Genomic DNA, 24,744 nt, shown 5'->3' on the forward strand with positions numbered 1-24,744 from the left:
GTCGTCTTGATGCTGCTGAAAACGGCTTCAGCAGACGGGAAATTTCGCTCATTAAACCACAACCCGTTCAGACTGTGGATAAAAATCTGGTCTTACCCCTGAGCAACCTTGCCGCTTACGGCTGTTTTTGCTGCTTCGCCTGGCGACGATGACGCCAGACTTCAATCACGCCCGGCAAAATTGAGACCACGATAATCCCGACGATCAAGAGTTTGAGGTTTTCCTGTACCACCGGCAGATCGCCAAACAGGTAACCCGCATAGGAAAAGAGTAATACCCATAACAACGCGCCGCTGATGTTAAACAACGCGAAGTGGCGATATGACATATGCCCCATCCCGGCGACAAATGGCGCAAAAGTACGCACGATAGGCACAAAGCGCGCCAGAATAATGGTTTTACCGCCGTGACGTGCATAGAACGCGTGGGTTTTATCCAGATAGCTGCGACGGAAAATTTTGGAATTCGGGTTGCTAAACAACCGCTCGCCAAACAGTCGACCTATGGTGTAGTTAACCGCATCGCCGAGAATTGCCGCAATCACCAGCAGTGTCACCATCAGATGCACATTGAGATCGTTACCCGGCAATGCCGCCAGCGCACCGGCCACAAACAGCAGTGAGTCGCCTGGTAAAAAAGGCGTCACCACTAAACCGGTTTCGCAGAACAAAATCAGAAACAGAATGGCGTAAATCCAAATGCCGTACTGCGCTACCAATTCAGCCAAATGCACATCAATGTGCAAAATAAAATCGACCACAAAATGGATAAACTCCATAACGCTCTCTTCCTGTCCTAAATTTTTGGTTAATCCGTGAGGAACAACGGTCCCATCGACGGCTGTGGTAACGCAAAGTGGGATGGATAATCCACCGCCACCAGATAAAGCCCTTCAGCTTTGGCTGTCGCCGCCGCCAGCGTGCGATCTTTGGCTGCCAGCAGCGTAGCCATCCACGATTCTGGCTGATTGCCGCAGCCAATTTCCATCAGGCTGCCAACAATGTTACGCACCATATGATGCACAAAGGCGTTGGCCTTGATATCCACGATGACGTACGGCCCTTGACGCGTCACGTTAAGGTGCAACATGTTGCGCCATGGCGTACGAGACTGACACTGCACCGCGCGGAATGAGGTGAAGTCATTCTCCCCTAGCAAACATTGCCCCGCACGCTGCATTTTTTCAGCATCCAGCGGATGATAAAAATGTGTCACGCCGCGGCTCAGCACGGCCGGACGCAAGCGCTGGTTGTATATCAGATAGCGATAGCGACGGGCGGTTGCACTAAACCGCGCATGAAACTCATCCGGCACCGATTTTACCCAACGCACCGCGATGTCTGCAGGTAAATTGGCGTTAACGCCCAACGTCCATGCGCTGTCAGCACGTTGCGATGTGGTTTCAAAATGCACGACCTGACCCGTTCCGTGCACGCCAGCATCGGTGCGTCCGGCGCAGAAAACAGTGACCGGATGATCGGCCACTTTTGACAGCGCACGTTCTAACTTTTCCTGCACGCTGCGCACTTCTTGCTGACGCTGCCAGCCGTAATAGCGGCTGCCGTCATACTCAATGCCGAGCGCCAGTTTTTGCGTCTGACTGTCGGACATTAGTACATATACTCCTGCACCAGCTTTTCCGCCGTTTTCACTGCCATTAACGCACCGCCAAAACGGACGTTATCGGCGACTGACCAAAACTGCAGCAGTTCAGGAATACCGTAATCGTTACGCACGCCGCCAATGCTTAATTCATTGTTGCCTGATGCATCGGTGACAGGCGTTGGCACCTGATCTTCTTCGCTCAGGATGATATCAGCGGTGAGCGCCAGTTCAGCACGCGCTTCTTCCGCAGAGAGCGGACGCAGATTCTCAACATGAACGATTTGCGCGTTGCCATAAAACACCGGCGCCTGAATGCTGGTGACCGCAATCGGTAAGCCTTCGTCTTGCAGCACTTTACGTACCTGATCGATCAGACGACGTTCGCTCTCCACGCTGCCTTCGGCATCGGCCTGTTGTGGCAGCAAGTTAAAGGCCAGCTGGCGGCCATAAAAATGGTTATCTGCCGGGACGCCATTCAGCAAACGCGCGCTTTCACCCGCTAATGCATCCACTGCCGCTTTGCCGTGGTTGGAAACCGAAATCAAATTTGTTACCTGCAAGCGGCCTAAACCGGCGGCGTCAGTCAGCGGTTTGAGTGCGGTAAGCAACTGGCTGACCAGGCTATCGGCCACGCAGATAATGTTGCGATTGCGATAATCCGCCAAAACGTGCGCATTCACATCTGGCACTACCAGCGGAATGTCTGGTGACAGCGCAAACAGTTCGCTGCTGTCGATAACCAAACAACCCGCGTTAGCGGCTTCATCTGCATAGCGCGAAGAGGCTTCACGACCGGCTACAAAAAACGCCAACTGCGCTTGTGACCAGTCAAAACCTGCCGCGTCCTGAACCAGAACAGAACGGCCTTCATAACGTTTAGTTTCACCTGCGCCGTTTTCACTCGCCAGCAAATACAATTCTCCAACCGGGAACTGGCGTTCAGCCAGCAGCTCCAGTAAAGCGTTCCCTACTGCGCCTGTTGCGCCTAATAGCGCAATATTCCAGCCGTCAGACATGTTGGTTTACTCCAGACAATGACATAAAAACAGAAGGCGGTGATATTCACCGCCCAAGGATTCGGATTTTTCCCGGTCATATTTCGTATTGCAGATACGTTGGCTACTCGCGCTTACCCTGTCCACTTACTGTGGTAAGTGCCTGGCGTTCACTCATTTGCCGCCTTTCTGCAACGGAAATTACAAGGAAATGAGATTAGCTCTCCTGCAAATGCGCATCAAAACCCAGCTTCGCCAGCATCTCGGCAGCGTCGCGATCGTTGCAGATCACCTGCAACGAAGACCATTCGCGGCGCTCTTCATACTGCTTGCGCAGGCGATCAAATTCACCGGGTTGCGCCGCCACTTTACGTAAGGGCGCGTCGTCGCGGCGCACATCATACACCAGATGCACCAGCCGTTTCAGCGTTGGCTGATCAAGCGCGCCCTGCAGCGTAATGCTGCTGAACTCCGGTGTCGGTAATAACTCGCTCAGTGGCACCTGCTGCGGTTGCCCGATAAACGCGCTCCAGGCTTCAAACACTTGCGTGGTACCTCGCGCTTTACCTTCCAGCGTGTAGCCCGCGATATGGGCGGTGGCGATATCAACTTTATCGAGCAGCGCCAGTGAAAGATCCGGTTCCGGTTCCCATACATCCAGTATCACGCTGAGATCCGATCGCATGTTCAATACTTCCAGCAGCGCGACGTTATCGACCACCGGGCCGCGGCAGGCATTAATGAGAATGGTATTGGGTTTAAGAGCCATCAACAGTGCTAAATCAGCCAGATGCCAGCTTTTATACGGTCCGTCTTTAAAGAGTGGCGTGTGGAAAGTCAGGATATCAGCCTGTTTAACCACCTCATCCAGCGACAAAAAATCGCCGTCGTCGCCACGATCGGCGCGCGGCGGATCGCACAGCACGGTTTTCACGCCCCAGGCTTCAAGACGTTTCTGTAAACGTCCGCCGACATTGCCAACGCCGACGATGCCGACTGTGCGATCGCGCAGTTGAAAACCATCGCGTTCCGCCAGTAACAGCAGCGACGAAAAGACATATTCCACCACGGCAATGGCGTTACAACCCGGCGCGGCAGAGAAAGCGATCCCCGCCTGTTGCAGCCACACTTCGTCGATGTGATCGGTGCCCGCCGTAGCGGTACCAACAAATTTCACCGGTTTACCCGCCAGCAAGGCTTCATTCACCTTGGTAACTGAACGCACCATCAAGCCATCGGCATCTGCCAGTTCGGCTTCCGGTAAAGGACGACCCGGCACCGCCAGCACGTTTCCGGTGCGGCTGAACAGTTCACGGGCATAAGGCATATTTTCATCGACGAGAATCTTCACCACGGCTTTCCTGTCTGTTGTCTTTAAGGGCGTTATTCTGGCACAAAGCCACGCGTTAGCCTAACCGTGTGCGGTAGCGATCGGGCGTGGTGCCCGCTTGATGTTGAAACATGACAATCAGCGCAGAAGCGGAGCTATATCCGAGATCGTGAGCAATAGATTGCACGCTGTTGCCCTGCTCCAGCAGCGCAATTGCCCGCAAAAAACGCAGCCGCTGACGCCATTCGCTGAATGACATATTGAGCTGCTGATGACAGCGGCGCGCCAGCGTGCGTTCTGTGGTAAAAACGCGGGCCGCCCACGCTGCTAGCGTCGTGTTATCACCGGGGTTGGCCTCCAGCGCGTGCAGCACTGGCGCCAAAAATTTATCTTCCGACGTAGGCAAATAGCTTTCCTGAACGGCTGCGAGACGCAAGCGGTCGCGCAGTACATTACACAGCCGCAACTGCTCGTCGCTGACAGGCAGCACAATTTCCTCTCGGGCGAATTCATCCATAATGGCATGCACGATCGGATCGACAATCAGCAAACACGCTTTGATCGGCAACCCTTCACACAGATCGGCGGCCAGGTTAAAGGTGCGAAATTGGGCCTGCCGATGATTATAGCTGCTGTGTACCAGCCCCGGCGGGATCCAGATAGGGATGTCGGCAGGCGTGAGCAGCCGTTCACCTTCTACCCGCATCTCCAGCACATAACTTTTCACAAAGATCACCTGTCCCCAGCTGTGCGCGTGCGGCAAATATTCGGTTTGCGCATTGGCTTGCTCAAAACGAAAGAAGTAGCGCAGCGCATTGGCATCAACTGGCGCCTGGTAAGTGATTTGTGAAGTCATTATGTCCGGTCATTAAAGATTTTTGTCCGATATTAACTATCTGAATAAAACCGGACAAGCGTACACTGCGCTCATTCTGTATCGGGAGAGCGTTATGAGTTTCTTGTTTCCGCTGATTGCGGTGATGATCTGGTCGATCAATTCGATCGTAAGTAAGTTGTCGGCGGATGCTATTGATCCAGCAGCCATTTCTTTTTATCGCTGGCTGTTAGCGCTGCTGGTGTTAACGCCGTTTATTTTGCCTGGCGTATGGCGTCAGCGGCGACAGATTAAACCGCATTTGGGGCAATTGCTGCTGCTTGGGCTGCTGGGCATGGTGTTGTATCAAAGCCTGGCTTATTACGCCGCGCACAGCGTAAGTGCACTGTTTATGGGGATCATCGGCGCATTAATTCCGCTGCTTACCGTGCTGTTAAGCGTAGCGATCCTGCGCATTGCCCCGACGGTGGGGATTCTTTTTGGCAGCATCATCTCATTTGCCGGTTTAGTTTGGCTGGTCAGCGAGGGAAATTTACCGCTGTTGCTGAGTCATGGATTAGGCAAAGGTGAGTTAATGATGCTGTCGGCTTCCGCCTCTTATGCGCTTTATGGTGTGCTGACCAAGCGCTGGGCAATACCGCTGCCGATCTGGCAAAGCTTATACATGCAGATCGTGTTTGGCGTACTGCTGCTGTTACCCGGTTTTTTATTTGCACCCGACGTAACACTGAATCTGCATAACATTCCGTTGGTGGCGTTCGCGGGCCTGTTTGCTTCAATCATTGCGCCTTTCTTGTGGATTCATGGCGTACAGCGTTTAGGTGCCAGCACCACCACTATATTTATGAATCTGATTCCGATATTTACTGCGCTGATTGCCGTGCTGTTCCTGCATGAGCAGTTGCACAGTTATCACTGGATTGGCGGAGGTTTGACACTGTTTGGCGTGATTTTGGCACAGCGTTTGAAAACACCGCTGTCAGGTCGTAAACCGAGCCGTATCACTCGGATTTAAACGCGATAGTGACGCGCAGTCCGCCCAGTAGCGGACTGCGATCCATGACAATCAACGCTCCATGCCATGCACAAATATCCTGCACCAACGCCAATCCTATTCCTGCGCCAGGCTGCAAGCTGCCATGATCAAGTCGGGAAAAGGGCTGTAAGGCTTTTTCCTGTTCCGCACTGTCGATGCCCGGCCCGCTGTCTTCTATTTCTAATGTTTTCCCCTGTAGCCTTGCCGTAATTACCCCGTTCAGCGGCGTGTATTTGATGGCATTGTCCAGCAGATTGGCGCATAACTCGCCCAGCAGCAGGCGATCCCCTTTGACTTCGCTGTTCTCATCACCTTCGTAACCTAAATCGATCTGCTTGTTCCGGGCCGCCGTGTAACCGCTGAAACAGGCATCCCGCAGGATCTCCGCTAAATCGACGCGCGGCAGCTGTTTCTCTTCGCCGTGACGCGCTTTTATTTGCGCCAGTTGCAGTAATCGATCGGTGAGCAAAATAGTGTCATCCAGCGTGTGTCGCATTCCTTGTAAACTCTCTCGCCACTGCTCGGGGCAATTGCTGCTCATCGCGACACCTACCTGCGTTTTGAGGATTGCTAGCGGCGTACGCAGTTGATGTGCTGCGTCAGCGCTAAAACGATCCTGACGCGCCATCATTCCACGCAACCGCTCAAGATAGCGATTAAAAGCAATAATCAACGGCTGTAATTCTGACCAAGGCAACGATGGAAGCGGCGTTAACTCGCTAACATCGCGGCGTAAAACAATGCGCGATAGACGTCGTAATGGACGCAGTACGCGTCGCAGCATCAATCCCGCCAGTAACAGCGTCATCAGCACCAGCACGCTTTGACTCAGCAGCGCCGTACGCATTAATCCTTGGGCAAACTCCTGACGCGAATTCAGTGTTTCAGCCACGATAATTAGCGCCATACCTTCTGCCCCCGCCTCGCTGATGGGTTGCCAAAGTGCAGCAATGCGAATCGGTTGCTGTCGATAGCGGCCATCATAAAAATGCACCAGCGCGGGCCAGTCGTTTGAAAGTGCGTGATGGGGTGGAATCGGCGGCAGGTCGTCATAACCTGACAGCGTTTTACCTTGCGGCGAAATCACTTGGTAAAACAGCTGATCGTTCATGTTGCGCTCAAAGCTGTCGAGCACGACCCAAGGCACATCCACTTCAAGATGACGATTACGCACCACCAAGCGTTCAGCAACGGTGCGCGCCGAGGCCAGCAATGAGCGATCATAAGCCTGATTGGCTGCAGCCAGCCCGCTTTGATAATGGGTATAAACCGACAAACCCCACAACAACGTGAGCGGCAAGCCCAACCACGCCAGTAATTCGCCGCGCAGTGAACGGATTAGCCGCATGGCACCGTTTCCAGGCTGTATCCCAGACCGCGTAGCGTCACAATCGCGACATCGCTACCGGCCAGTTTTTTACGTACCCGGTGTACGTAAAGCTCAATGCTTTCCAGGCTGACATCATCAGCCAGGGTAAACGTTTGTTCATAAAGATGCTGGCGTGAAACCGGGCGCCCTCCTCGCTGCATCAAGGTTGTAAGTATGCTGGCTTCGCGCGGGGTCAACGCCAGCGGCTTGTCCGCCAGCAAAAAATAGCCTTCAGGATCGCGTGTCAACTGCCCTAGCGCCTGGTTTTGCGCAGAAAGCGTTTGGCTACGCCGCAACAGTGCCCGTAACCGCGCTTCCAGTTCATCAAGCTCAAAGGGTTTAGTGAGGTAATCATCGGCTCCCTGATTCAGCCCGCGCACCCGATCGTCGAGCGCGCTGCGCGCAGTCAGTAATAAAACCGGCACATTTTTTCCGCGCCGACGCAGCCGCGTTAGCACCTCAATACCATCCATACGCGGCAGCGAAACATCCAGTACCACCAGAACATATTCCTCGCTGTGCAGCATGTGATCCGCCGCTACACCATCCGCAACCCAATCCACGGCAAATCCTTTTTGCGTTAGCGCTTTCTGCAACCAGCGCGCCAGCTCAACCGTATCTTCAACCAGTAAGAGACGCATATCACATCCTGTCATTATTTCTGGGCAGTGAAAGGTAAATGAAAGGTAACTGTTTTAACAATTCAGCAACGCCGAATATTCGGCAGCAATCACACTCTGGAAGAACAAGGGAGCGAAAGATGAAAAAAATAATCCGCACCACCTTAGCCTCAACCCTACTGGCCTTACTGGTTCCCGCTACTTTTGCCGCCGATGCACCCAAACGTACTGAATGTATTGCGCCTGCTAAGCCTGGCGGCGGCTTTGACCTGACCTGCAAACTCCTGCAAGTGTCATTGCAGGAGACAAAACAGATCGATTCACCGATGCGCGTCACTTATATGCCTGGCGGCGTGGGTGCGGTTGCCTACAACGCCATTATTGCGCAGCGCCCCGCCGAAGCGGGCACGGTGGTCGCCTTCTCCGGCGGCTCGCTGCTTAACCTTTCTCAAGGCAAATTTGGTCGCTATTCAGTAGACGACGTGAAGTGGCTGGCAGCAGTCGGCACCGATTACGGCATGATTGCAGTGCGTGAAGATGCCCCATGGAAAACGCTTGGTGAGCTGATGGAGGCGATGAAGAAAGATCCCACCAAAGTGGTGGTTGGCGCGGGCGCATCTATTGGCAGCCAGGACTGGATGAAAACCGCGCTGCTGGCGCGTGAAGCAGGCATTGATCCGCGCAAGATGCGTTACGTCGCGTTTGAAGGTGGCGGCGAGCCGGTTACTGCGCTGTTGGGTAATCATATTCAGGTGGTTTCTGGCGACATGAGCGAAATGGTGCCGCATCTGCAAGGTGGAAAAATGCGCGTGCTGGCTGTGATGGCGGATAAACGTTTGCCTGGCCCGCTGGCGAATGTGCCGACCGCTAAAGAACAGGGCTTTAACATCGAATGGCCGATTATTCGCGGCTTCTATTTGGGTCCAAAAGTCAGCGATGCCGAGTATCAATGGTGGCAAGACGCCTTTAAAAAGATGGTGAATACGCCGGAATTTCAAAAACAGCGCGATCTGCGCGGTCTGTTTGAATTCAACCTGTTTGGTGCAGAACTCGACAGCTATGTCAAAAATCAGGTCGCCTCTTATCGCGATCAGGCGAAATCTTTCGGCCTGGCTAAATAACCGGAGCACATGATGAGCGATCGTATTTTTGCGGCTATTTGGCTTGCACTTTGCCTCGGCGGCATGGTGATAGCCTGGCAAATTCAGAGCGAATACAGCTACGAACCGGTTGGCCCGCGCCCTTTTCCCCTGACGATTTTGGGTTTGATGGCGATCTGCGCCCTGCTGATGCTGTTTCGTAAACCAGACACTATTCAATGGCCTACTCAGGGCACATTAAAGCGTTTAGTCGCACTGGCGCTGATGCTGATGCTTTATGGCTGGCTGTTTGAAACTCTGGGTTTCGCGCTCTGCACCACGTTGTTGACGTTTGGCATCGGCATGCTGTTTGGTGCACGTTGGTGGGCGGCAGCGCTTTCCGGCGTGATCATGGGGTTGACGCTGTTTTACGCCTTTGACCGCTTGCTGGACGTGACGCTGCCCATGGGCAGCTGGCTGAGTTAAGGAGAATATCATGGATACCTGGTCTTTTTTGATGCAGGGTTTCGCCGTCGCCATGACGCCCGAAAACCTGATAATCGCCTTGATCGGCTGTTTTATTGGCACCATTGTGGGATTGTTGCCGGGTCTCGGCCCGATTAATGGCGTCGCTATTTTAATGCCGCTGGCTTACGCGCTGCATTTGCCGGCGGAATCGGCGCTGATCTTGCTGGCAACGGTCTATATCGGTTGTGAATATGGGGGTCGCATCTCATCCATTTTGCTGAATGTGCCAGGCGATGCCGGTGCCATTATGACGGCGCTGGATGGCTATCCGATGGCGCAGCAAGGCAAAGCGGGCGTAGCGTTGTCGATTTCTGCGGTGAGTTCCTTTGTCGGCTCTACTATTGCCATTCTCGGCATTATTTTATTCGCCCCGCTCCTGGCAAACTGGTCACTGGCATTTGGTCCGGCTGAATATTTTGCGCTGATGGTTTTCGCGATTGCCTGCCTCGGCAGCATGATGAGTCAAAATCCGTTGAAATCTTTTCTGGCCGCATTAATCGGTCTCGGCATGGCGACCGTGGGCGTTGATGCGAATACCGGCGTTTACCGCTTTACCTTCGACAGTGTGCATCTTTCTGATGGCATTCAGTTTGTGGTGGTGGTAATTGGTCTGTTCTCGGTGAGTGAAATCTTGTTGATGCTGGAATCCACCCATTCTGGGCAGAAAGCGGTGCGCGCCAGCGGTCGCATGATGTTCAACATGAAAGAGGCCGCGATGACGGCCGGTGCCACGCTGCGATCGTCGTTTATCGGTTTCTTCGTCGGTGTGTTACCCGGCGCAGGTGCCACCATCGCCAGCGCCATTGCTTACATGACTGAAAAGAAAATCAGCGGCAGCGACCAGTTTGGTAAAGGTGATATTCGTGGCGTGGCGGCGCCAGAAGCGGCAAACAACGCATCGGCTTGCGGATCCTTTATTCCAATGCTTACGCTGGGCATTCCCGGCTCAGGCACCACCGCAGTCATGGTGGGTGCGTTAACGCTCTACAACATCACGCCCGGCCCTGCGATGTTTATTGAACAGCCAGACATCGTGTGGGGATTGATCGCCGCACTGTTGATTGGCAACGTCATGCTGTTGATCATGAACATTCCCATGATCAACGTGTTTGCCCGCATGCTGACGATTCCGCTGTGGTTTTTGGTCCCCACCATTGCGGCCATCTCCGCCGTGGGCGTCTATGCGGTTCACAGCACCACGTTTGATCTGCTGTTAATGGTTGGCTTGGGTGTTTTTGGTTATATTCTGCGTAAAATGGATTTCCCCATGTCTCCGCTGATCCTGGGTTTTGTCTTAGGTGAAATGCTGGAACAGAATCTGCGGCGCGCGCTCTCAATCAGTAACGGTAATTTGCCGATCCTGTGGGAAAGTCTGATTTGCAAAGTGCTGCTGATCTTAGCGGTTGCCGTCTTGGTGGTGCCTTTTGCCTGGAAGCGCTGGCGCCGTATGCGCCTGAAGCTCATCCCTGAGTAATTCCACCGAAACGCAAGCGCCCCCGTGGGATTTCCCGGGGGCTTTTGTTATCATGGCGCATTCTCATTCCGGCGCACCCCACGCTGTTCTGTTTTCCCCAAGGAATCCGCCATGCAACCTGTTAGCGGCCCCGGTGTGCCGGTCGGCGATCGTTCATCTGTAAATCCGCAAACGGGCGCACCTCGTCCCGGTTCTGCGCCTGGAGAACAGCCACTCTCTCCTGCGCAACGCACAACGTTGGAACGCCTGATTGTGCGCATTTTGTCGCTGAGCAATCTTAAAGCGCCTGAGCTTTGGTCTGGTATACGCCGTGAAGTGAATGTGAAGAGTGACGCCGAGTTGCAGTCACGTCATTTTCCTGCTGCCGAGCAATACCTCACGGTGCGCCTGACGCAAGCACAAACCGGCCACGCGACGCGCCAGTTGATGACCCAGCTAACCGATTTACTGCCGCAGGGCAACAATCGTCAGGCGGTGAGCGACTTTATTCGGCAGCAGTTTGGTCAAACCGTTTTAAGTGCCTTGAGTCAGGATCAGCTACGTCAGGTGCTGACCATGCTGCAAAATGGCCAAATGGCGATTCCGCAGCCGCAGCAAACGCGCTCCAGCGATCGCAGCCTGTTACCGGCTGAGCATCACACCCTGAACCAACAGATCATTCGTTTGGCCGCCGCAACGGGCGAATCCAGCGGCAAATTGTGGGCCTCAGCGTTGAAACTGGTGAACCTTACCAGCGGCGATCCGATCCCATCACGCCATTTCCCGCTGCTGACGCAATATTTACAGGTGCGTCAAACCCTGAGTCAGCACAGCGCGCCAACGCTGCAACTGCTGGAAGCCTCGCTGAAGCAGCCGCTGGCGCAGACCGAACAGCGCATGATGGAGGATTACAGCCAGCAGCGATTCCAGGCGACACCGCAAACGGTGCTTACGCCTACCCAAACGCAGGATCTGCTGAACTTTTTGTTCTCACGTCGGGCTGAAAAAATGTCTGAGCAGCCTTTGGCCGCCAGTGAAATCAAACCTCAGCCAATCTGGGCACCCGTTGCGGCCTCCTTGCCGCCGTCACTCCAACCGCTGGCGCAGCGGCCGTTGCTGGTCATCTTCATCGCCTTGCTGGTGATTGCATTTTTATTGTGGATCGTCCTTTAAAGACGCTGCATTAGCAGCCGCATGATGCGGCATCGCCTGTAGTTGAAATTGCGCCTGGCCATTCGCCTGGCGCATTACCCCACGCCATCGGATGGCCATCGCGCTTCCAAAAATCCAGGCCGCCAATCAACTCTTTCACCTGAAAACCCAAGGTGGCGAGCTTATACGCCGCTTTCGTTGAGCCATTGCAGCCAATGCCATCGCAGTAAGTGACATAGAGTTTACTGCGATCTAACTGTGCTGTTGATGCTTCATCCATAATGCGATGCGGAAAGCTGATGGCGCCGCAAATGTGCCCAGCGCGATAGATCTCCGCTGATCGTGCATCGATCACCACAATTTCACTCACCTGCTGCGCCAAATCTTCGGCGAGATCCCACGCATCCGTGTAATAAGCCAATTTGGTTTCCAGGTACGCCAGACTTTGCTGCGAAGAAACGGGCGGAAAACGTAATACAGATGACATGGTGATTCTCCTGTTGTGAAGTGCAGCCAGTTTACGGCAAAGTGGACTGCTCATTGATACCCATTTATCTCTCACAATAAGACCAATATGAGCACACCGCTGCTGCAACTCTTCCATCATCAAGCGTCGGGCGGACTGCGTGAACGTTTGTGCGCCACGCTGCGTCTGGCGATAGCGAATCACCACTTGTCCGTGGATCAAAAGCTGCCCTCGACGCGACAAATGGCATCGGATTTAAACCTGTCGCGTGTGACGGTGGAAGCGGCTTACGCGCAGTTGGAAAGCGAAGGATATTTACGACGTGAAATCGGGCGCGGCAGTTTTGTGGCTATCACCATGCCCAATAAAGCGCGCAGCACGGCGTTAACGCAACTGCCTCACTTCTCCCTGCGCGGTAACCGTGTATTAGCAACCGGGGGTTGCCAGGATCCGCTCTTTCCACAGGCTTTTGCCGCCGGTTCGCCAGAACTTCGCGCCTTTCCTCAGCAAATCTGGCGGCGAATCAGCGCCACTGTGCAGCGTTCGCTTGGCAGCGCGGTGATGGGTTACGGCGATCCGCTGGGTTATCAGCCTTTACGCCATGCGGTGGCAGATTATCTGGCCTTGTCGCGTGGCATACATTGCCAACCCGAACAGGTGATCATGCTCACCAGTTCACAGCAGGCGCTACAGCTTCTGGCGCTGATGTTTCTCGATCCGGGTGATGAAGTCTGGCTGGAGGAACCGGGCTATCCCGGCGCGCGTAATGCTTTTCTCGCGGCAGGTGCAAACTGTCGCGGTATTGCGCTGGATCAGGAAGGCGCGAAACCCCACTCTGGGGCAGCAAAGTTGATGTATCTGACGCCTGCGCATCATTATCCAACGGGTGTCACCATGAGTTTAGCGCGCCGTTTAGCCTGGCTTGATTGGGCGCGGCGTCATCGCAGCTGGCTAATTGAGGATGATTACGACAGTGAATTTCACTATGACGAACGCCCGACGCCAGCGCTGCAAGGACTGGATTCGCATAGTCGCGTCATCACGCTAGGGACGTTTTCAAAATCACTGTTTCCTTCACTGAGGCTGGCCTGGATGGTGGTACCCCCTGAACTGGTGATACCTCTCGGTCAGGCGCGCAGCGTCATGGATGGACACAGCGCCCTGTTGCCGCAAGCGATTACCGCCGAGTTTATGCAGCAAGGTCACTTCACCAGCCATTTGCGTTTAATGCGGCAGCTTTATCGCAGTCGCCGCGACCTGCTAATAGAGCAAATTGAGCAGCGCCTTGCGCCGTGGATCACGCCAATGGCCCGCACAGGCGGCTTGCAAATGGCGGTATCACTGAAGCAGGGAGATGAAGCGAGGCTGACCAACCTCGCCGCGCAAGCAGGATTGCAACTGCCGAGGCTAAGCCCGTTATATACCAGTGATATTCGACAGCCAGGTTGGCTACTGGGCTTTTCTGCTCTCACACCCGGCGAAATCGTTGCCGGATGTGACAAGCTGGCTAAGCTGTTTGCGGCTGACGCGCAAAGCGCCAGGTAACTAAAATCCCGAGTACCGCGCAGCACGCACCTGCCAAATAGACAGAACCGTAACCCAGCGCGGTCGCCAGCAATCCGGTGAGCGGCCCGCTGGCTCCGTAAGCGACATCCTGGAATGCAGAAAAGCCCCCAAGCGCGGTGCCGCGCACCTGCGGAGAAACGCGTTTAATCACTTCTACGCCCAGCGCCGGGAAGATCAGTGAGCAACCGCAGCCGGTCAAAGCAGCCCCCATTAATGCCATCCAACTTTGCGTTGCCAGTCCCAGCAATAGCAATCCGCAGGCTTCCACCAGCAGCGAAATCATCGCCACTTTTACGCCACCCAACCGATCCGGCAAGCCACCAAAAAGGAGACGCACCAGCACAAACGCCAGGCCAAATGCGGTAAGGGTAAAGCCCGCATTGCCCCAGTGTTGTGCAGCAAAATAGAGCGAGGTAAAAGTACCGATCACCGCAAAACCGGCACCTTGCAGCGCGAGCGCGAGCCCCGGCTGAAAAATGCTGCGTACCACGCTGAACAGCGAAGGCCGCTCGCCGCCGACAACCGGCACGGCTTTGATCCAATTATTCAACCCCAGCGCAATCAGCGGCAGCACGACGGCAACCGCGCCCAACAGCGCAAAACCCCCCTGCTGATGCAGCAGCAAGCCGAGCGGCGCGCCCGCTGCCAGCGATCCATAAATCGCCATGCCGTTCCATGACATCACCAAACCAGAACGTTTTGGCCCAACTAAACCCATGCCCCATGTCAGATTCCCGGTCAGCAGCAAGCTTTCGCCAAAGCCGAGCAGCAAACGACCTATCGACAGCAAGCCGAACTTCGCCTCTATTGGCACCGGCAGCAGCGCAGCAGCGAGGTAAGCCAGCCCCACTAAGGCTATCGCTAACATGCCGTGTTGCGTGGTGAGTTTTGCGCCATGCTGATCGGCTCGACGTCCGGCAAAACCGCGCGTGAGTAAAGTGGCAAAGAACTGAATGCCAACCGCGATGCCCACCATCACGTTGTTCATTCCTAACTCTTGATGCACATAGAGCGGGATAACCGGCAAAGCCAGGCCCGCAGTGAGATAAGTCAGGAATACGGCCAGCGAGGTGCAAGCCAAAGGAAAGGTCGACTGAACTTGCGATTCAGCGGCTGAAGAGGACATTAACGTAACTCCTTGTTCTGAGACGTACCATGACGGCAAAAACCAACGACGCGCGCACCCTCTGTCGTAACAGAAGATTTACGCGTTGGTTAACGTGAACGCTTACGTAACGAGAATGGTCGTTAAGGCAGGACTACACCACAGTCGAGCGAAAGGGAATTCTGGCAAGGGGTTAGAATTATGTCAAAGAAAAGGGCCGGCAAGCCGACCCTTGAGGTAAAGATGAGGTGAAACCTTAAGCCTGATACTTACGCATCGTCAGAGTCGCGTTGGTGCCACCGAAACCGAAGCTGTTAGACATAACGGTTTTCAGCGCTTTTTCAGTCGGCTTAGTCACGATGTTCATGCCTTCTGCCGCTGCATCCAGCGAGTCGATGTTAATGCTTGGCGCAATAAAGCCGTGCTCCAGCATCAGCAGGGTATAAATCGCTTCCTGCACGCCAGCTGCACCCAATGAGTGACCGGTCATGGCTTTGGTTGCAGAAATGTAAGGCGTGTTATCACCGAACACTTCACGGATTGCACCCAGCTCTTTCACATCGCCCACTGGCGTTGAAGTACCGTGGCTGTTCAGATAATCGATAGGGGTATCAACGCCCTGCATCGCCATCTTCATGCAGCGCACTGCGCCTTCGCCTGATGGTGCAACCATGTCTGCGCCGTCGGATGTTGCGCCGTAGCCTACGATTTCAGCGTAGATGTGCGCGCCACGTGCCAGCGCGTGCTCCAGCTCTTCGACCACAACCATACCGCCACCGCCTGCGATAACAAAGCCATCGCGGTCGTTGTCATAGGTACGAGAAGCTTTTTCAGGCGTTTCATTATATTTGGTAGAAAGCGCGCCCATGGCGTCGAATTCGCAGGACATTTCCCAGCACAACTCTTCACCGCCGCCAGCAAACACGATGTCTTGTTTGCCCAGCTGAATTTGCTCAACCGCATTACCGATACAGTGTGAAGAGGTCGCACAGGCAGAGCTGATTGAGTAGTTCACACCGTGAATTTTGAAAGGTGTAGCCAGACAGGCTGAAACGCCTGACGCCATCGCTTTAGTCACGACATACGGACCTACTGCTTTCAGGCCACGCGGGCTACGCATTGCGTCTGCGCCGAACACCTGATAACGCGGAGAACCGCCACCTGAACCGGCAATCAGACCCACACGTGGGTTGTTCTGATAGGCTTCGTTGGTCAGGCCAGAATCTTTAATCGCTTCTTCCATGGAAAGATAAGCATAGATGGACGCATCACTCATAAAACGCACGATTTTGCGATCGATGAGGCCGGTGGTATCTAACTTAACGTTACCCCAGACGTGACTACGCATGCCGGAATCTTTCATCTCTTGAGAAAATGTGATGCCAGAACGGCCTTCACGCAGAGATGCCAGCACCTCTTGCTGATTATTACCAATACTGGAAACGATCCCCAAGCCAGTAATCACCGCACGTTTCATTCAATAGTCCTCTTCCACATCTTTTGGATTGACGTGCACTCTAGCTTACACTTGTACGCCGAACAAGTCCGATCAGCCATTTCCTTTTGTAAATTTGCGTCATGTCACGCTGGTCGCTAAAATCGCGCCACTGCCTGAAAAATGAGCCTTTGCCGTGAAATCAACGCCGGTCGAACACGCCGAACTAAGCTGGAATGAACAGGGTACACCTGTTTCCCGAGCCTTTGAAGATGTCTATTTCTCTAACGATAACGGCCTTGAAGAGACGCGTTATGTCTTCCTTGGCGGCAACCAATTTCCACAGCGTTTCGCCCATCATGAGCGAGATTTATTGATCGTTGCTGAGAGTGGATTCGGTACCGGGCTCAATTTTCTTACGCTTTGGCAAGCCTTTGAGGCATTTCGCATTGAGCAACCCAATGCCAGATTGCAGCGTCTGCATTTCATTAGCTTTGAGAAATTTCCTTTAACGCAGAATGATTTAATCGCGGCACTGCGGCATTGGCCTGAACTCGCCCCGTGGGCAGAACAATTGCAACAGCAATGGCCGATCGCTCTGCCCGGCTGTCAGCGCCTGCTTTTTGATGGCGGACGCATTACCCTTGACCTGTGGTTAGGCGATATTAATGCATTAATTCATAGCCTCGATGACAGCCTTTATCGTCAGGTTGATGCGTGGTTTCTGGATGGCTTTGCCCCCTCGAAAAACCCAGATATGTGGACGCCAGAACTGTTTAACGCCATGGCAACATTGCTACGGCATGGCGGCACGTTTGCCACGTTTACCGCCGCTGGTTTTGTCCGTCGTGGATTACAAGACGCCGGTTTCGCCGTCACGCGACGCAAAGGTTTTGGACCTAAACGCGAAATGCTATGCGGTCAACTCGCGGCCGCACCCGCGCTACCTGTGCGCCAACCCTGGTATTCTCGACCCGCCGCGCGACAGCGGGAGATCGCCTTAATCGGTGGCGGCGTAGCCAGCGCGACGCTGGCGCTGGCTTTGCTGCGACGAGGCTGGCGCGTAACGCTTTACTGCGCCGATGACGCGCCCGCGCTGGGCGCGTCAGGCAACCGTCAGGGCGCGCTTTATCCGTTGCTCAATCAACACGACCCCGCACTTGCGACCTTTTTCCCTGCTGCTTTCAGTTTCGCGCGTCGTTTATACGATCAATTACCGGTTCAATATGAGCACAGCTGGAGCGGCGTGTTGCAACTGGGATGGGATGAAAAAAGCGCGGCGAAAATTGACCAGATGCTGAAGATGGCCTTGCCCGATGCGTTAGCGCATGGCGTGGATCAACAGCAGGCTGAAGCGTTGGCCAATCTACCGTTGGGCTGCGGCGGGATTTTTTATCCGCAAGGCGGCTGGCTTTCCCCTGCAGAGTTGACTGCCGCGATGCTGGCTCGCGGTGAAGAACAAGGCTTGCGGATTCACTGGCTGCATCGTGTGACTAATATGACTTATCAGGAAGAAAGCTGGACGTTACAGTTTGCTGATTCTGCTGCAGTGCAGCATCACGCTGTGGTGCTGGCGAGTGGACACGCCTTAACGGACTTTTCGTTAACCGAGCAGCTTCCGGTTTACGCGGTGGCGGGCCAGGTGAGTCATGTGCCTTCTACGCCGGGACTGGATGCGCTGCAAACAGTACTCTGTTACGACGGCTATTTAACGCCGATCAGCCCGCAATTTGGCACGCACTGCATCGGTGCCAGCTACCGTCGTGGTGAAACCGAATCTGATTATCGCGAAGCCGATCAGCAGGAAAACCGTACGCGTTTACTTCATTGCCTGCCTGAAAGCCCTTGGGCTAAGCAGGTTGATGTCAGCGCAGGGGAAGCGCGTATCGGCGTGCGTTGCGCAACCCGCGATCACTTACCGATGGTCGGTAGCGCGCCAGACTATGCCGCTACGCTGGCGCAATATCAGGATTTACCGGCACAGCGTGCGCAAAATGGCGATATCGCTGATGCGCCACATTATCCACAACTTTACCTGTTTGGTGCGCTGGGTTCGCGCGGTTTGTGCAGCGCGCCTTTGGCCGCAGAAGTGCTGGCGGCGCAACTGGCAGGTGAACCGCAGCCGTTAGATGCCGCTACGTTAGCAGCGCTTAATCCGAATCGTTATTGGGTGAGAAAACTGCTGAAAGGTAAAAAAGTGGGTTGAGGGCGGCATGCCGCCCTGCATATTCAGGCCGATTTGCGCGCCTGCAAAAACAGATTGTCCCACATGCCTACCACCAGCGCTTGATCGCGCGGTGATAACTCGCCTGCGGCAATCGCATTCTGCAGACTGCGTGTAACGTGAATCTGTAATGCTTCAGGCGTGTGCTCATCCAGTCGTTCGATTTCGGCGACAGCCAGCGTGAGGTGGCCGCTTAAATAACCGCTGGCAAACAGCTCATCGTCGCTGGCGTGTTCAACCATGTCGTCAATGAGGGCCAGAATACGCGCTTCAAATTCTGCGATCATCTCAATTCCTCTTTTTGATGTGCCTTCACAGGTCACAGATCTTCCGGCCAGGGAAACTGTGAGGCCGTCAACGAAGGCCTGCCATAAAATTTAGCTAATGCTGCAATAAAACGCGCGGGTCGTGCGGGTATACCCTGCTCCAAATAAGACATGACCTGAGCATGAACCTTACGTTGGAAAGCAATGCGATCCGGCTCACAATCTCCCTCGAGATTGTCACAACTCACGTTGAAGGGAAAGCCTGCCGCAACACAAAACATCCATTCCAGCGCCTGCGGCTTCACTTCTACCGCTTCAAACTGACTTTGCGTCAACGCGTCGCGGCCATCCGGGCAATACCAATAACCAAAATCAACCAGTTTGCGGCGTGCTTCACCGGCAATACACCAATGTGAAATTTCATGCAGCGCGCTGGCGTAGAAACCGTGAGCAAAAACCACGCGGTTCCACGGCGATTCGGCATCTGCCGGAAGATAGATCGGTTCGTCATCGCCTTTAATTAGACGGGTCTGAAAGTCGTCGCTGAAGCAGCGATCAAACAGCGTAACCAGCTGCTCATAGTGATGTGTTGTGTTCATGCTGTCATTTTGAGAGGAAATAGGCGCCATTTGGCATCATCCATTACAAGTGCAGCGTGGCGAACCACGCCATAATGCTGCTACCGTGGCTGTCCCACAATAGTTTGATACTCATTACCGCTGAGACAATCACCACCATCGGACGAATCAGCTTCTGACCACGCGTCAGCACCAATCTTGCGCCGAGACGCGCGCCGCAGAATGCGCCGAGCATCATAATCACGCCGGTTCCCCACACCACTTTGCCGCCAAACATAAAAAACAGCAGGCTGCCAAAGTTGGAGGTGAAGTTAAGAATTTTGGCGTGGGCGGTGGCTTTAGCGAGGTTGTAGCCGCACAGCGTTACGAAAGCCAGCGCGTAAAAAGAACCGGCACCGGGGCCGAAGAAGCCGTCGTAAAAACCGATAGTTCCGCCACCTATCAACGCATACGGCAAACCGTACAGGCGACGCGCGCGATCCTCTTCACCAATGCGAGGCATTAACAGGAACCACAACCCAATCGCAATCAGCAAGATCGGTAAAACCTGACGTAACATATCAGCCTGAAGCCGCTGTATCAGTACGGCACCGATCACCGACCCGACAAAGGTCATGGCGATGTTGAGCCATTGTTCGTTTAATTTGACCGCGCCGCGACGAATAAAATAGAGACTGGCAGAGAATGAACCGCCCACTGATTGCAGCTTGTTGGTCGCCAACGCCTGCGCGGGAGAAAGGCCAGCCGCCAGCAATGAAGGCACCGTTAACAAGCCACCGCCACCCGCAATAGAATCAATAAAGCCCGCCAGCATGGCAACAAAGAACAGCAGCCCAACCAGCAGCGGGCTGACGACGAACCAATCCATGACATCCCTTACAGTAAATGTTTATCCAGTAATGCCTGACAAGCCGCTGGCAGCGGCGGCGGTTCGCGTTTTACAGGCGCTGAACCGGGTTGTTTGGGTAAGAACCAGCTCTGTAGCTCTGCGCCACAACCATCGCCCGGCGGTGGCGGAGCTTGATCGAGACATTCACTGCTGCCTTGCGGACAACGCAGACGCACATGCATGTGAGCGCGATGCGCAAACCAGGGACGAACTTTATGCAGCCATTCACGATCGTTCCCTGCATCGGCACAAAGCTGCTTTTTAATCGCTGGATTGACGAAGATACGTGATACTTCTTCATCTTTCGCCGCCAGTTTGATCAAGCTGTCAATTTCTGGACGCCAATGGCGCGCGACAACGTTTTTATCGCCGGGCGCAACCAAATCCAGCGGTTGCGGCTTCAACAACTGCTGCGATGTCCAGCGCGTTTTGGGGAGCTGCAACCAAATATCCACATCCAATCCTGATTGATGACTGGCGTGTCCGCTGCTGAAACGTCCGCCCGCTGCCATGCCCATATCGCCGATCAGCACATTGCCCAATTGCAAATTATGCGTCTGAGTACTTAAGCGCTGAATGAACTGAATCAAATCAGGATGTCCAAAATAGCGACGCTGATCCTGACGCATCACCTGATAATTTGGCGCATTAAGCGGCAAAGCCTGCGCACCCACAATACAGCCATTAGCAAAGCCGCCGACTGACTGCGGCGCACCCGCAATCGGCTGCTGAATGCGCTGCCAAGGCGTTGCCGCCAGGCTGGATGCGCTAATCACCAGCGCGGAAAGCGTGAGCAGAAGACGTTTCATTGAATTACCAGCGCGGAACAGTGGAATTGACATCAGCGCACTGCGCACGCTGACGCAGCAGATGATCCATCAACACGATCGCCATCATCGCTTCAGCGATCGGCACCGCGCGAATCCCTACGCAGGGATCGTGGCGACCTTTGGTGATCATCTCCACTTCTTCGCCCTCGCGGGTAATGGTTTTACCGGGCACGGTAATGCTGGACGTCGGTTTCATCGCCAGGTTAGCGCTGATCACCTGACCGCTACTGATGCCGCCAAGAATGCCGCCCGCATGATTGCTCTGGAAACCGTTGGCACGAATCTCATCACGATGTTCACTGCCACGCTGATTAACGACGGCAAAACCATCACCAATTTCAACACCTTTTACGGCATTAATGCTCATAAGTGCATGGGCTAAATCAGCATCAAGACGATCAAACACCGGCTCGCCAAGACCTGGTGGAACGTTTTCAGCCATCACCGTGACTTTGGCACCGATTGAGTCGCCCTCTTTTTTCAGACCGCGCATCAATTCGTCCAGCGCTTCCAGCTTGTCAGCATCCGGGCAGAAAAACGGATTTTCTTCCACGATGCTCCAATCTTTTAGCTCGCATGCAACATCGCCAATCTGCGCCAGATAGCCGCGCACCACTACGCCGTGCTTCATGTGCAGATATTTTTTGGCAATGGCGCCTGCCGCTACGCGCATTGCGGTTTCGCGAGCGGAAGATCGTCCGCCGCCGCGGTAATCGCGCTGGCCATATTTCTGTTCATAGGTGTAATCAGCATGGCCGGGACGGAACAGGTCTTTGATCGCACTGTAATCCTGCGAGCGCTGATCGGTGTTTTCAATTAACAAGCCAATCGAAGCGCCGGTGGTGATGCCTTCGAACACACCAGACAAAATTTTCACCTGATCGGGCTCACGGCGCTGCGTGGTGTAGCGTGACGTACCCGGACGACGACGATCGAGATCGTGCTGAATATCGGCTTCGGTGAGCGGAATGCCCGGCGGCACACCATCAACAATACAGCCCAGCGCAATACCGTGGGACTCACCAAAGGTGGTTACTCGAAAAAATTGTCCGATGCTGTTTCCGGCCATTTTGATTCCTTGTTACGGTTCTCAGAGCGAGCACTCGCCCCGCTTTCAGTCTTTGAAAAAAGAAAAATGATGTTGTGCGTCGACAATCTGCTGGCGCGTCAGCATGAACACGCCGTCGCCGCCATTATCAAATTCCAGCCAGGTGAACGGCACATCAGGATATTGTTCGATCATGTGCACCATGCTGTTGCCCACTTCGCAAATCAACACGCCCTGCTCGCTCAGGTAATTTGGCGCGCAGGCAAGAATGCGGCGTACCAGTTTCAAACCGTCGCTGCCCGCAGCCAAACCAAGTTCCGGTTCGTGGCGATATTCGTTTGGCAGATCGTCCATATCTTCCGCATCCACATACGGCGGATTGGTAACGATCAGGTCATATTTTAATTCAGGCAGGCCACGAAACAGGTCAGCGCGGATCGGCGTGACGTGATGAATTAAGCCATGCTCTTCAATGTTTTGTTCGGCGACAGCCAGCGCATCGGTAGAGATATCTACCGCATCCACTTCGGCTTCTGGGAAGGCATAAGCGCAGGCAATGGCGATACAGCCGCTGCCAGTACACATATCCAGAATGTGATGTGGCGTTTCACTGATTAAACCGGCAAAACGGTTATCAATCAGTTCACCAATCGGTGAACGCGGCACTAAGACGCGCTCATCAACGTAAAATTCGTGACCACAGAACCAGGCTTTGTTGGTCAAATAAGCAACCGGAATACGTTCGTTAACGCGACGAATTACACGCTCAACGATGCGGTGACGCTCGCTGGCGGTCAGACGCGCGTTACGCATATCTTCAGGGATGTCGAGCGGTAGCCAGAGGGACGGCAGGACTAACTGAACGGCTTCGTCCCAAGGATTGTCTGTGCCATGTCCGTACCAAATTCCGGCAGCGGAAAAGCGGCTAACCGCCCAGCGCAGCATGTCCTGAATGGTGTGCAGTTCGTTCACTGCCTCATCGACGAAAATTTTGTCCACGTAGCCCTCCGCAGGCCTTTTGCTAAATCGGCCGATAGTGTGCCATGAAGCCGGAGAGAATTCAGCGCGGTGAGGTGAAAAAGCTGACATTTAATGACACTTAACGGTAAGGTAACGCCATCCGCTGAAAACAGCCTTTTCTGACATAATTTACCCGCCATGAGTAAAAAAACGCCCCTTAGCCAGGACGATAAATCGCTGTTTCGCCAATTGATGACCGGCACGCGTAAGCTGAAACAAGACACGATCGTGCACAAACCGGTGGTGAAAACCCGCCAAGTGCCCACGAAACGCCTGCTTTCCGAGCAGGCTGATAATAGTCATTATTTCTCTGATGAATTCCAGCCGCTGCTGTCGACAGAAGGCGCAACGCGCTATGTACGTGCCGATGTCAGCCATTTTGAACTGAAAAAATTGCGGCGTGGCGACTATACGCCAGAGATATTTCTCGATCTGCATGGTTTAACGCAGCAGCAGGCTAAGCAGGAATTAGGCGCATTGATTGCAGCCTGTCGACGAGAACATCTGTTTTGCGCCAGTGTGATGACCGGCCACGGTAAGCATATTTTGAAACAGCAAACGCCGTTATGGCTGGCTCAGCATCCGTTTGTCATGGCTTTTCATCAGGCACCCAAGATGTTCGGCGGCGATGCTGCGCTGCTGGTATTGATTGAAATTGAAGAGTGGCAACCGCCCGAGCTACCTTGAGAAGGGATTGGGCCGATCATTCGGCCCATGGGCATTAAATAGCTTTCGCCAGTTTTGACGGACTGACCTGCCACTTTAATTTGCCTTCGCTCTGGCTGGCATCAAAATCCACACAGGCAATAGCAGAAGTGGCGAACATCGGCGGCGCTTCCTGCGGGCAGAGTTCAGAAACCAGATAACCCACCAACGGCAAGTGCGAAATCACCAATGCTGATTTCACGCCTTCATTTGCCAGCGTCTGTAAGTAGCACGCCACCAAACCCGGATCGCCGCCAGGCGTCAACTCAGGTAACACGTCCTCTTCGACAGGCAGAGACAACGCTTCACGAACTGTTGAGAGCGTTTGCCCCGCGCGCAAATAAGGGCTTACTAAAACACGTTCAATGTCTGGCGCTTGACTGTTGAGCCAGCTCGCCATTTGGCGTGATTCATTACATCCACAAAGCGTTAAAGGCCTGACTGAATCGCTTGCTGCTTCCAGAGCTGCATCGCCGTGACGCATGATAAAAACTTGCATAAAGCACCGCTGTAGTTTGTCGACATCGCCCGACGCTGAGCGTCTGACTCTTCATTCTGCGAATGAACGCTGTGTTGTACCTTAATGGCTTCAGTATAGTCAACCGGTTGT

General features: G+C 54.1%; 25 protein-coding genes. 8 read left to right on the plus strand and 17 right to left on the minus strand.

The window, feature by feature from the left end:
- Positions 1-115: 115 nt before the first annotated feature.
- The 5 genes from SC127_RS17660 to SC127_RS17680 all read right to left on the minus strand — a co-directional run bounded on the left by SC127_RS17660 (position 116) and on the right by SC127_RS17680 (position 4,786).
- Positions 116-778 carry a DedA family protein gene (locus SC127_RS17660; RefSeq protein WP_215846074.1) on the minus strand — a complete coding sequence of 221 codons (663 nt, stop codon included), beginning with the start codon at positions 776-778 and terminating at the stop codon, positions 116-118.
- A 29-nt stretch (positions 779-807) separates the two neighbouring features.
- A complete protein-coding gene (truA, locus tag SC127_RS17665) occupies positions 808-1,611 on the minus strand; it encodes a tRNA pseudouridine(38-40) synthase TruA (protein WP_332627260.1) in 804 nt (267 codons plus the stop codon).
- Complete coding sequence (locus SC127_RS17670) at positions 1,611-2,621, minus strand: aspartate-semialdehyde dehydrogenase (RefSeq protein ID WP_215846073.1); 1,011 nt, start codon at positions 2,619-2,621, stop codon at positions 1,611-1,613. The genes truA and SC127_RS17670 overlap by 1 nt, the downstream gene beginning before the upstream one ends.
- Before the next feature lie 196 nt (positions 2,622-2,817).
- Positions 2,818-3,951, minus strand: a complete 1,134-nt coding sequence (gene pdxB, locus SC127_RS17675) for a 4-phosphoerythronate dehydrogenase PdxB (protein WP_215846072.1) — start codon at positions 3,949-3,951, stop codon at positions 2,818-2,820.
- Positions 3,952-4,006: 55 nt separating this feature from the next.
- Positions 4,007-4,786 carry an AraC family transcriptional regulator gene (locus tag SC127_RS17680; protein WP_332627262.1) on the minus strand — a complete coding sequence of 260 codons (780 nt, stop codon included), beginning with the start codon at positions 4,784-4,786 and terminating at the stop codon, positions 4,007-4,009.
- A 94-nt stretch (positions 4,787-4,880) separates the two neighbouring features.
- Here SC127_RS17680 and SC127_RS17685 point away from each other — a divergent pair, with 94 nt between their 5' ends.
- Positions 4,881-5,780: a DMT family transporter gene (locus tag SC127_RS17685; RefSeq protein ID WP_332627264.1), complete on the plus strand. Its 900-nt coding sequence runs from the start codon at positions 4,881-4,883 to the stop codon at positions 5,778-5,780.
- Here SC127_RS17685 and SC127_RS17690 read toward each other — a convergent pair.
- Both SC127_RS17690 and tctD read right to left on the minus strand, forming a co-directional pair.
- A complete protein-coding gene (locus SC127_RS17690; RefSeq protein WP_215846070.1) occupies positions 5,767-7,149 on the minus strand; it encodes a sensor histidine kinase in 1,383 nt (460 codons plus the stop codon). The two genes, SC127_RS17685 and SC127_RS17690, sit on opposite strands and share 14 nt — an antisense overlap.
- The gene (gene tctD, locus SC127_RS17695; RefSeq protein ID WP_243077504.1) at positions 7,140-7,811 is read right to left on the minus strand and encodes a transcriptional regulator TctD; all 672 of its coding nucleotides are present in this window, start codon (positions 7,809-7,811) and stop codon (positions 7,140-7,142) included. The genes SC127_RS17690 and tctD overlap by 10 nt, the downstream gene beginning before the upstream one ends.
- 119 nt (positions 7,812-7,930) lie before the next feature.
- Here tctD and SC127_RS17700 point away from each other — a divergent pair, with 119 nt between their 5' ends.
- From SC127_RS17700 to flk, 4 genes are all read left to right on the plus strand, one after another.
- Positions 7,931-8,911, plus strand: coding sequence for a Bug family tripartite tricarboxylate transporter substrate binding protein (locus SC127_RS17700; protein WP_243077503.1), 981 nt, complete (start codon positions 7,931-7,933; stop codon positions 8,909-8,911).
- 12 nt (positions 8,912-8,923) lie between these two features.
- Positions 8,924-9,355, plus strand: a complete 432-nt coding sequence (locus tag SC127_RS17705) for a tripartite tricarboxylate transporter TctB family protein (protein ID WP_243077502.1) — start codon at positions 8,924-8,926, stop codon at positions 9,353-9,355.
- Positions 9,356-9,365: 10 nt separating this feature from the next.
- Entirely contained in the window at positions 9,366-10,871 is a 1,506-nt protein-coding gene (locus SC127_RS17710) for a tripartite tricarboxylate transporter permease (RefSeq protein ID WP_243077501.1), read from the plus strand.
- A 111-nt stretch (positions 10,872-10,982) separates the two neighbouring features.
- A complete protein-coding gene (flk, locus tag SC127_RS17715; protein WP_332627267.1) occupies positions 10,983-12,023 on the plus strand; it encodes a flagella biosynthesis regulator Flk in 1,041 nt (346 codons plus the stop codon).
- Between the two features lie 10 nt (positions 12,024-12,033).
- On the opposite strand, the gene SC127_RS17720 is transcribed toward flk, so the two are convergent.
- Positions 12,034-12,489, minus strand: coding sequence for a rhodanese-like domain-containing protein (locus SC127_RS17720; protein WP_215846063.1), 456 nt, complete (start codon positions 12,487-12,489; stop codon positions 12,034-12,036).
- 87 nt (positions 12,490-12,576) lie between these two features.
- Here SC127_RS17720 and pdxR point away from each other — a divergent pair, with 87 nt between their 5' ends.
- Positions 12,577-14,013, plus strand: a complete 1,437-nt coding sequence (gene pdxR, locus SC127_RS17725; RefSeq protein WP_243077498.1) for a MocR-like pyridoxine biosynthesis transcription factor PdxR — start codon at positions 12,577-12,579, stop codon at positions 14,011-14,013.
- Here pdxR and SC127_RS17730 read toward each other — a convergent pair.
- Positions 13,976-15,160 (minus strand): MFS transporter, encoded by a 1,185-nt coding sequence (locus SC127_RS17730; protein WP_243077497.1) that lies wholly within the window; start codon positions 15,158-15,160, stop codon positions 13,976-13,978. The two genes, pdxR and SC127_RS17730, sit on opposite strands and share 38 nt — an antisense overlap.
- A 235-nt stretch (positions 15,161-15,395) precedes the next feature.
- Positions 15,396-16,616, minus strand: a complete 1,221-nt coding sequence (fabB, locus tag SC127_RS17735) for a beta-ketoacyl-ACP synthase I (protein ID WP_215846062.1) — start codon at positions 16,614-16,616, stop codon at positions 15,396-15,398.
- Positions 16,617-16,770: 154 nt separating this feature from the next.
- Between fabB and mnmC the strand changes: the two genes are divergently transcribed.
- On the plus strand, positions 16,771-18,780 hold the full coding sequence (gene mnmC / locus SC127_RS17740; RefSeq protein ID WP_332627270.1) for a bifunctional tRNA (5-methylaminomethyl-2-thiouridine)(34)-methyltransferase MnmD/FAD-dependent 5-carboxymethylaminomethyl-2-thiouridine(34) oxidoreductase MnmC: 2,010 nt from the start codon (positions 16,771-16,773) through the stop codon (positions 18,778-18,780).
- A gap of 23 nt (positions 18,781-18,803) precedes the next feature.
- Here the strand turns inward: mnmC and SC127_RS17745 are convergent, their stop codons facing one another.
- The 6 genes from SC127_RS17745 to prmB are packed head-to-tail and all read right to left on the minus strand — an operon-like array spanning position 18,804 to position 23,408.
- Positions 18,804-19,085 (minus strand): YfcL family protein, encoded by a 282-nt coding sequence (locus SC127_RS17745; RefSeq protein ID WP_215846060.1) that lies wholly within the window; start codon positions 19,083-19,085, stop codon positions 18,804-18,806.
- 32 nt (positions 19,086-19,117) lie between these two features.
- Positions 19,118-19,663 (minus strand): elongation factor P hydroxylase, encoded by a 546-nt coding sequence (locus tag SC127_RS17750; RefSeq protein WP_243078470.1) that lies wholly within the window; start codon positions 19,661-19,663, stop codon positions 19,118-19,120.
- A gap of 43 nt (positions 19,664-19,706) precedes the next feature.
- Positions 19,707-20,510 (minus strand): sulfite exporter TauE/SafE family protein, encoded by an 804-nt coding sequence (locus SC127_RS17755; protein ID WP_243077495.1) that lies wholly within the window; start codon positions 20,508-20,510, stop codon positions 19,707-19,709.
- Positions 20,511-20,518: 8 nt separating this feature from the next.
- Positions 20,519-21,340: a penicillin-insensitive murein endopeptidase gene (gene mepA / locus SC127_RS17760; protein WP_215846056.1), complete on the minus strand. Its 822-nt coding sequence runs from the start codon at positions 21,338-21,340 to the stop codon at positions 20,519-20,521.
- Between the two features lie 4 nt (positions 21,341-21,344).
- Positions 21,345-22,430, minus strand: coding sequence for a chorismate synthase (gene aroC, locus SC127_RS17765; protein ID WP_215846055.1), 1,086 nt, complete (start codon positions 22,428-22,430; stop codon positions 21,345-21,347).
- Between the two features lie 45 nt (positions 22,431-22,475).
- The gene (gene prmB / locus SC127_RS17770; RefSeq protein WP_215846053.1) at positions 22,476-23,408 is read right to left on the minus strand and encodes a 50S ribosomal protein L3 N(5)-glutamine methyltransferase; all 933 of its coding nucleotides are present in this window, start codon (positions 23,406-23,408) and stop codon (positions 22,476-22,478) included.
- A gap of 159 nt (positions 23,409-23,567) precedes the next feature.
- Between prmB and smrB the strand changes: the two genes are divergently transcribed.
- Entirely contained in the window at positions 23,568-24,116 is a 549-nt protein-coding gene (gene smrB / locus SC127_RS17775; protein WP_215846051.1) for an endonuclease SmrB, read from the plus strand.
- A 34-nt stretch (positions 24,117-24,150) separates the two neighbouring features.
- Here the strand turns inward: smrB and sixA are convergent, their stop codons facing one another.
- Positions 24,151-24,633, minus strand: a complete 483-nt coding sequence (gene sixA, locus SC127_RS17780) for a phosphohistidine phosphatase SixA (RefSeq protein ID WP_215846050.1) — start codon at positions 24,631-24,633, stop codon at positions 24,151-24,153.
- Positions 24,634-24,744: the final 111 nt, after the last annotated feature.

It is taken from the genome of Pantoea sp. T14 (assembly GCF_036663535.1).
Classification (GTDB): Bacteria; Pseudomonadota; Gammaproteobacteria; order Enterobacterales; family Enterobacteriaceae; genus Pantoea; species Pantoea phytostimulans.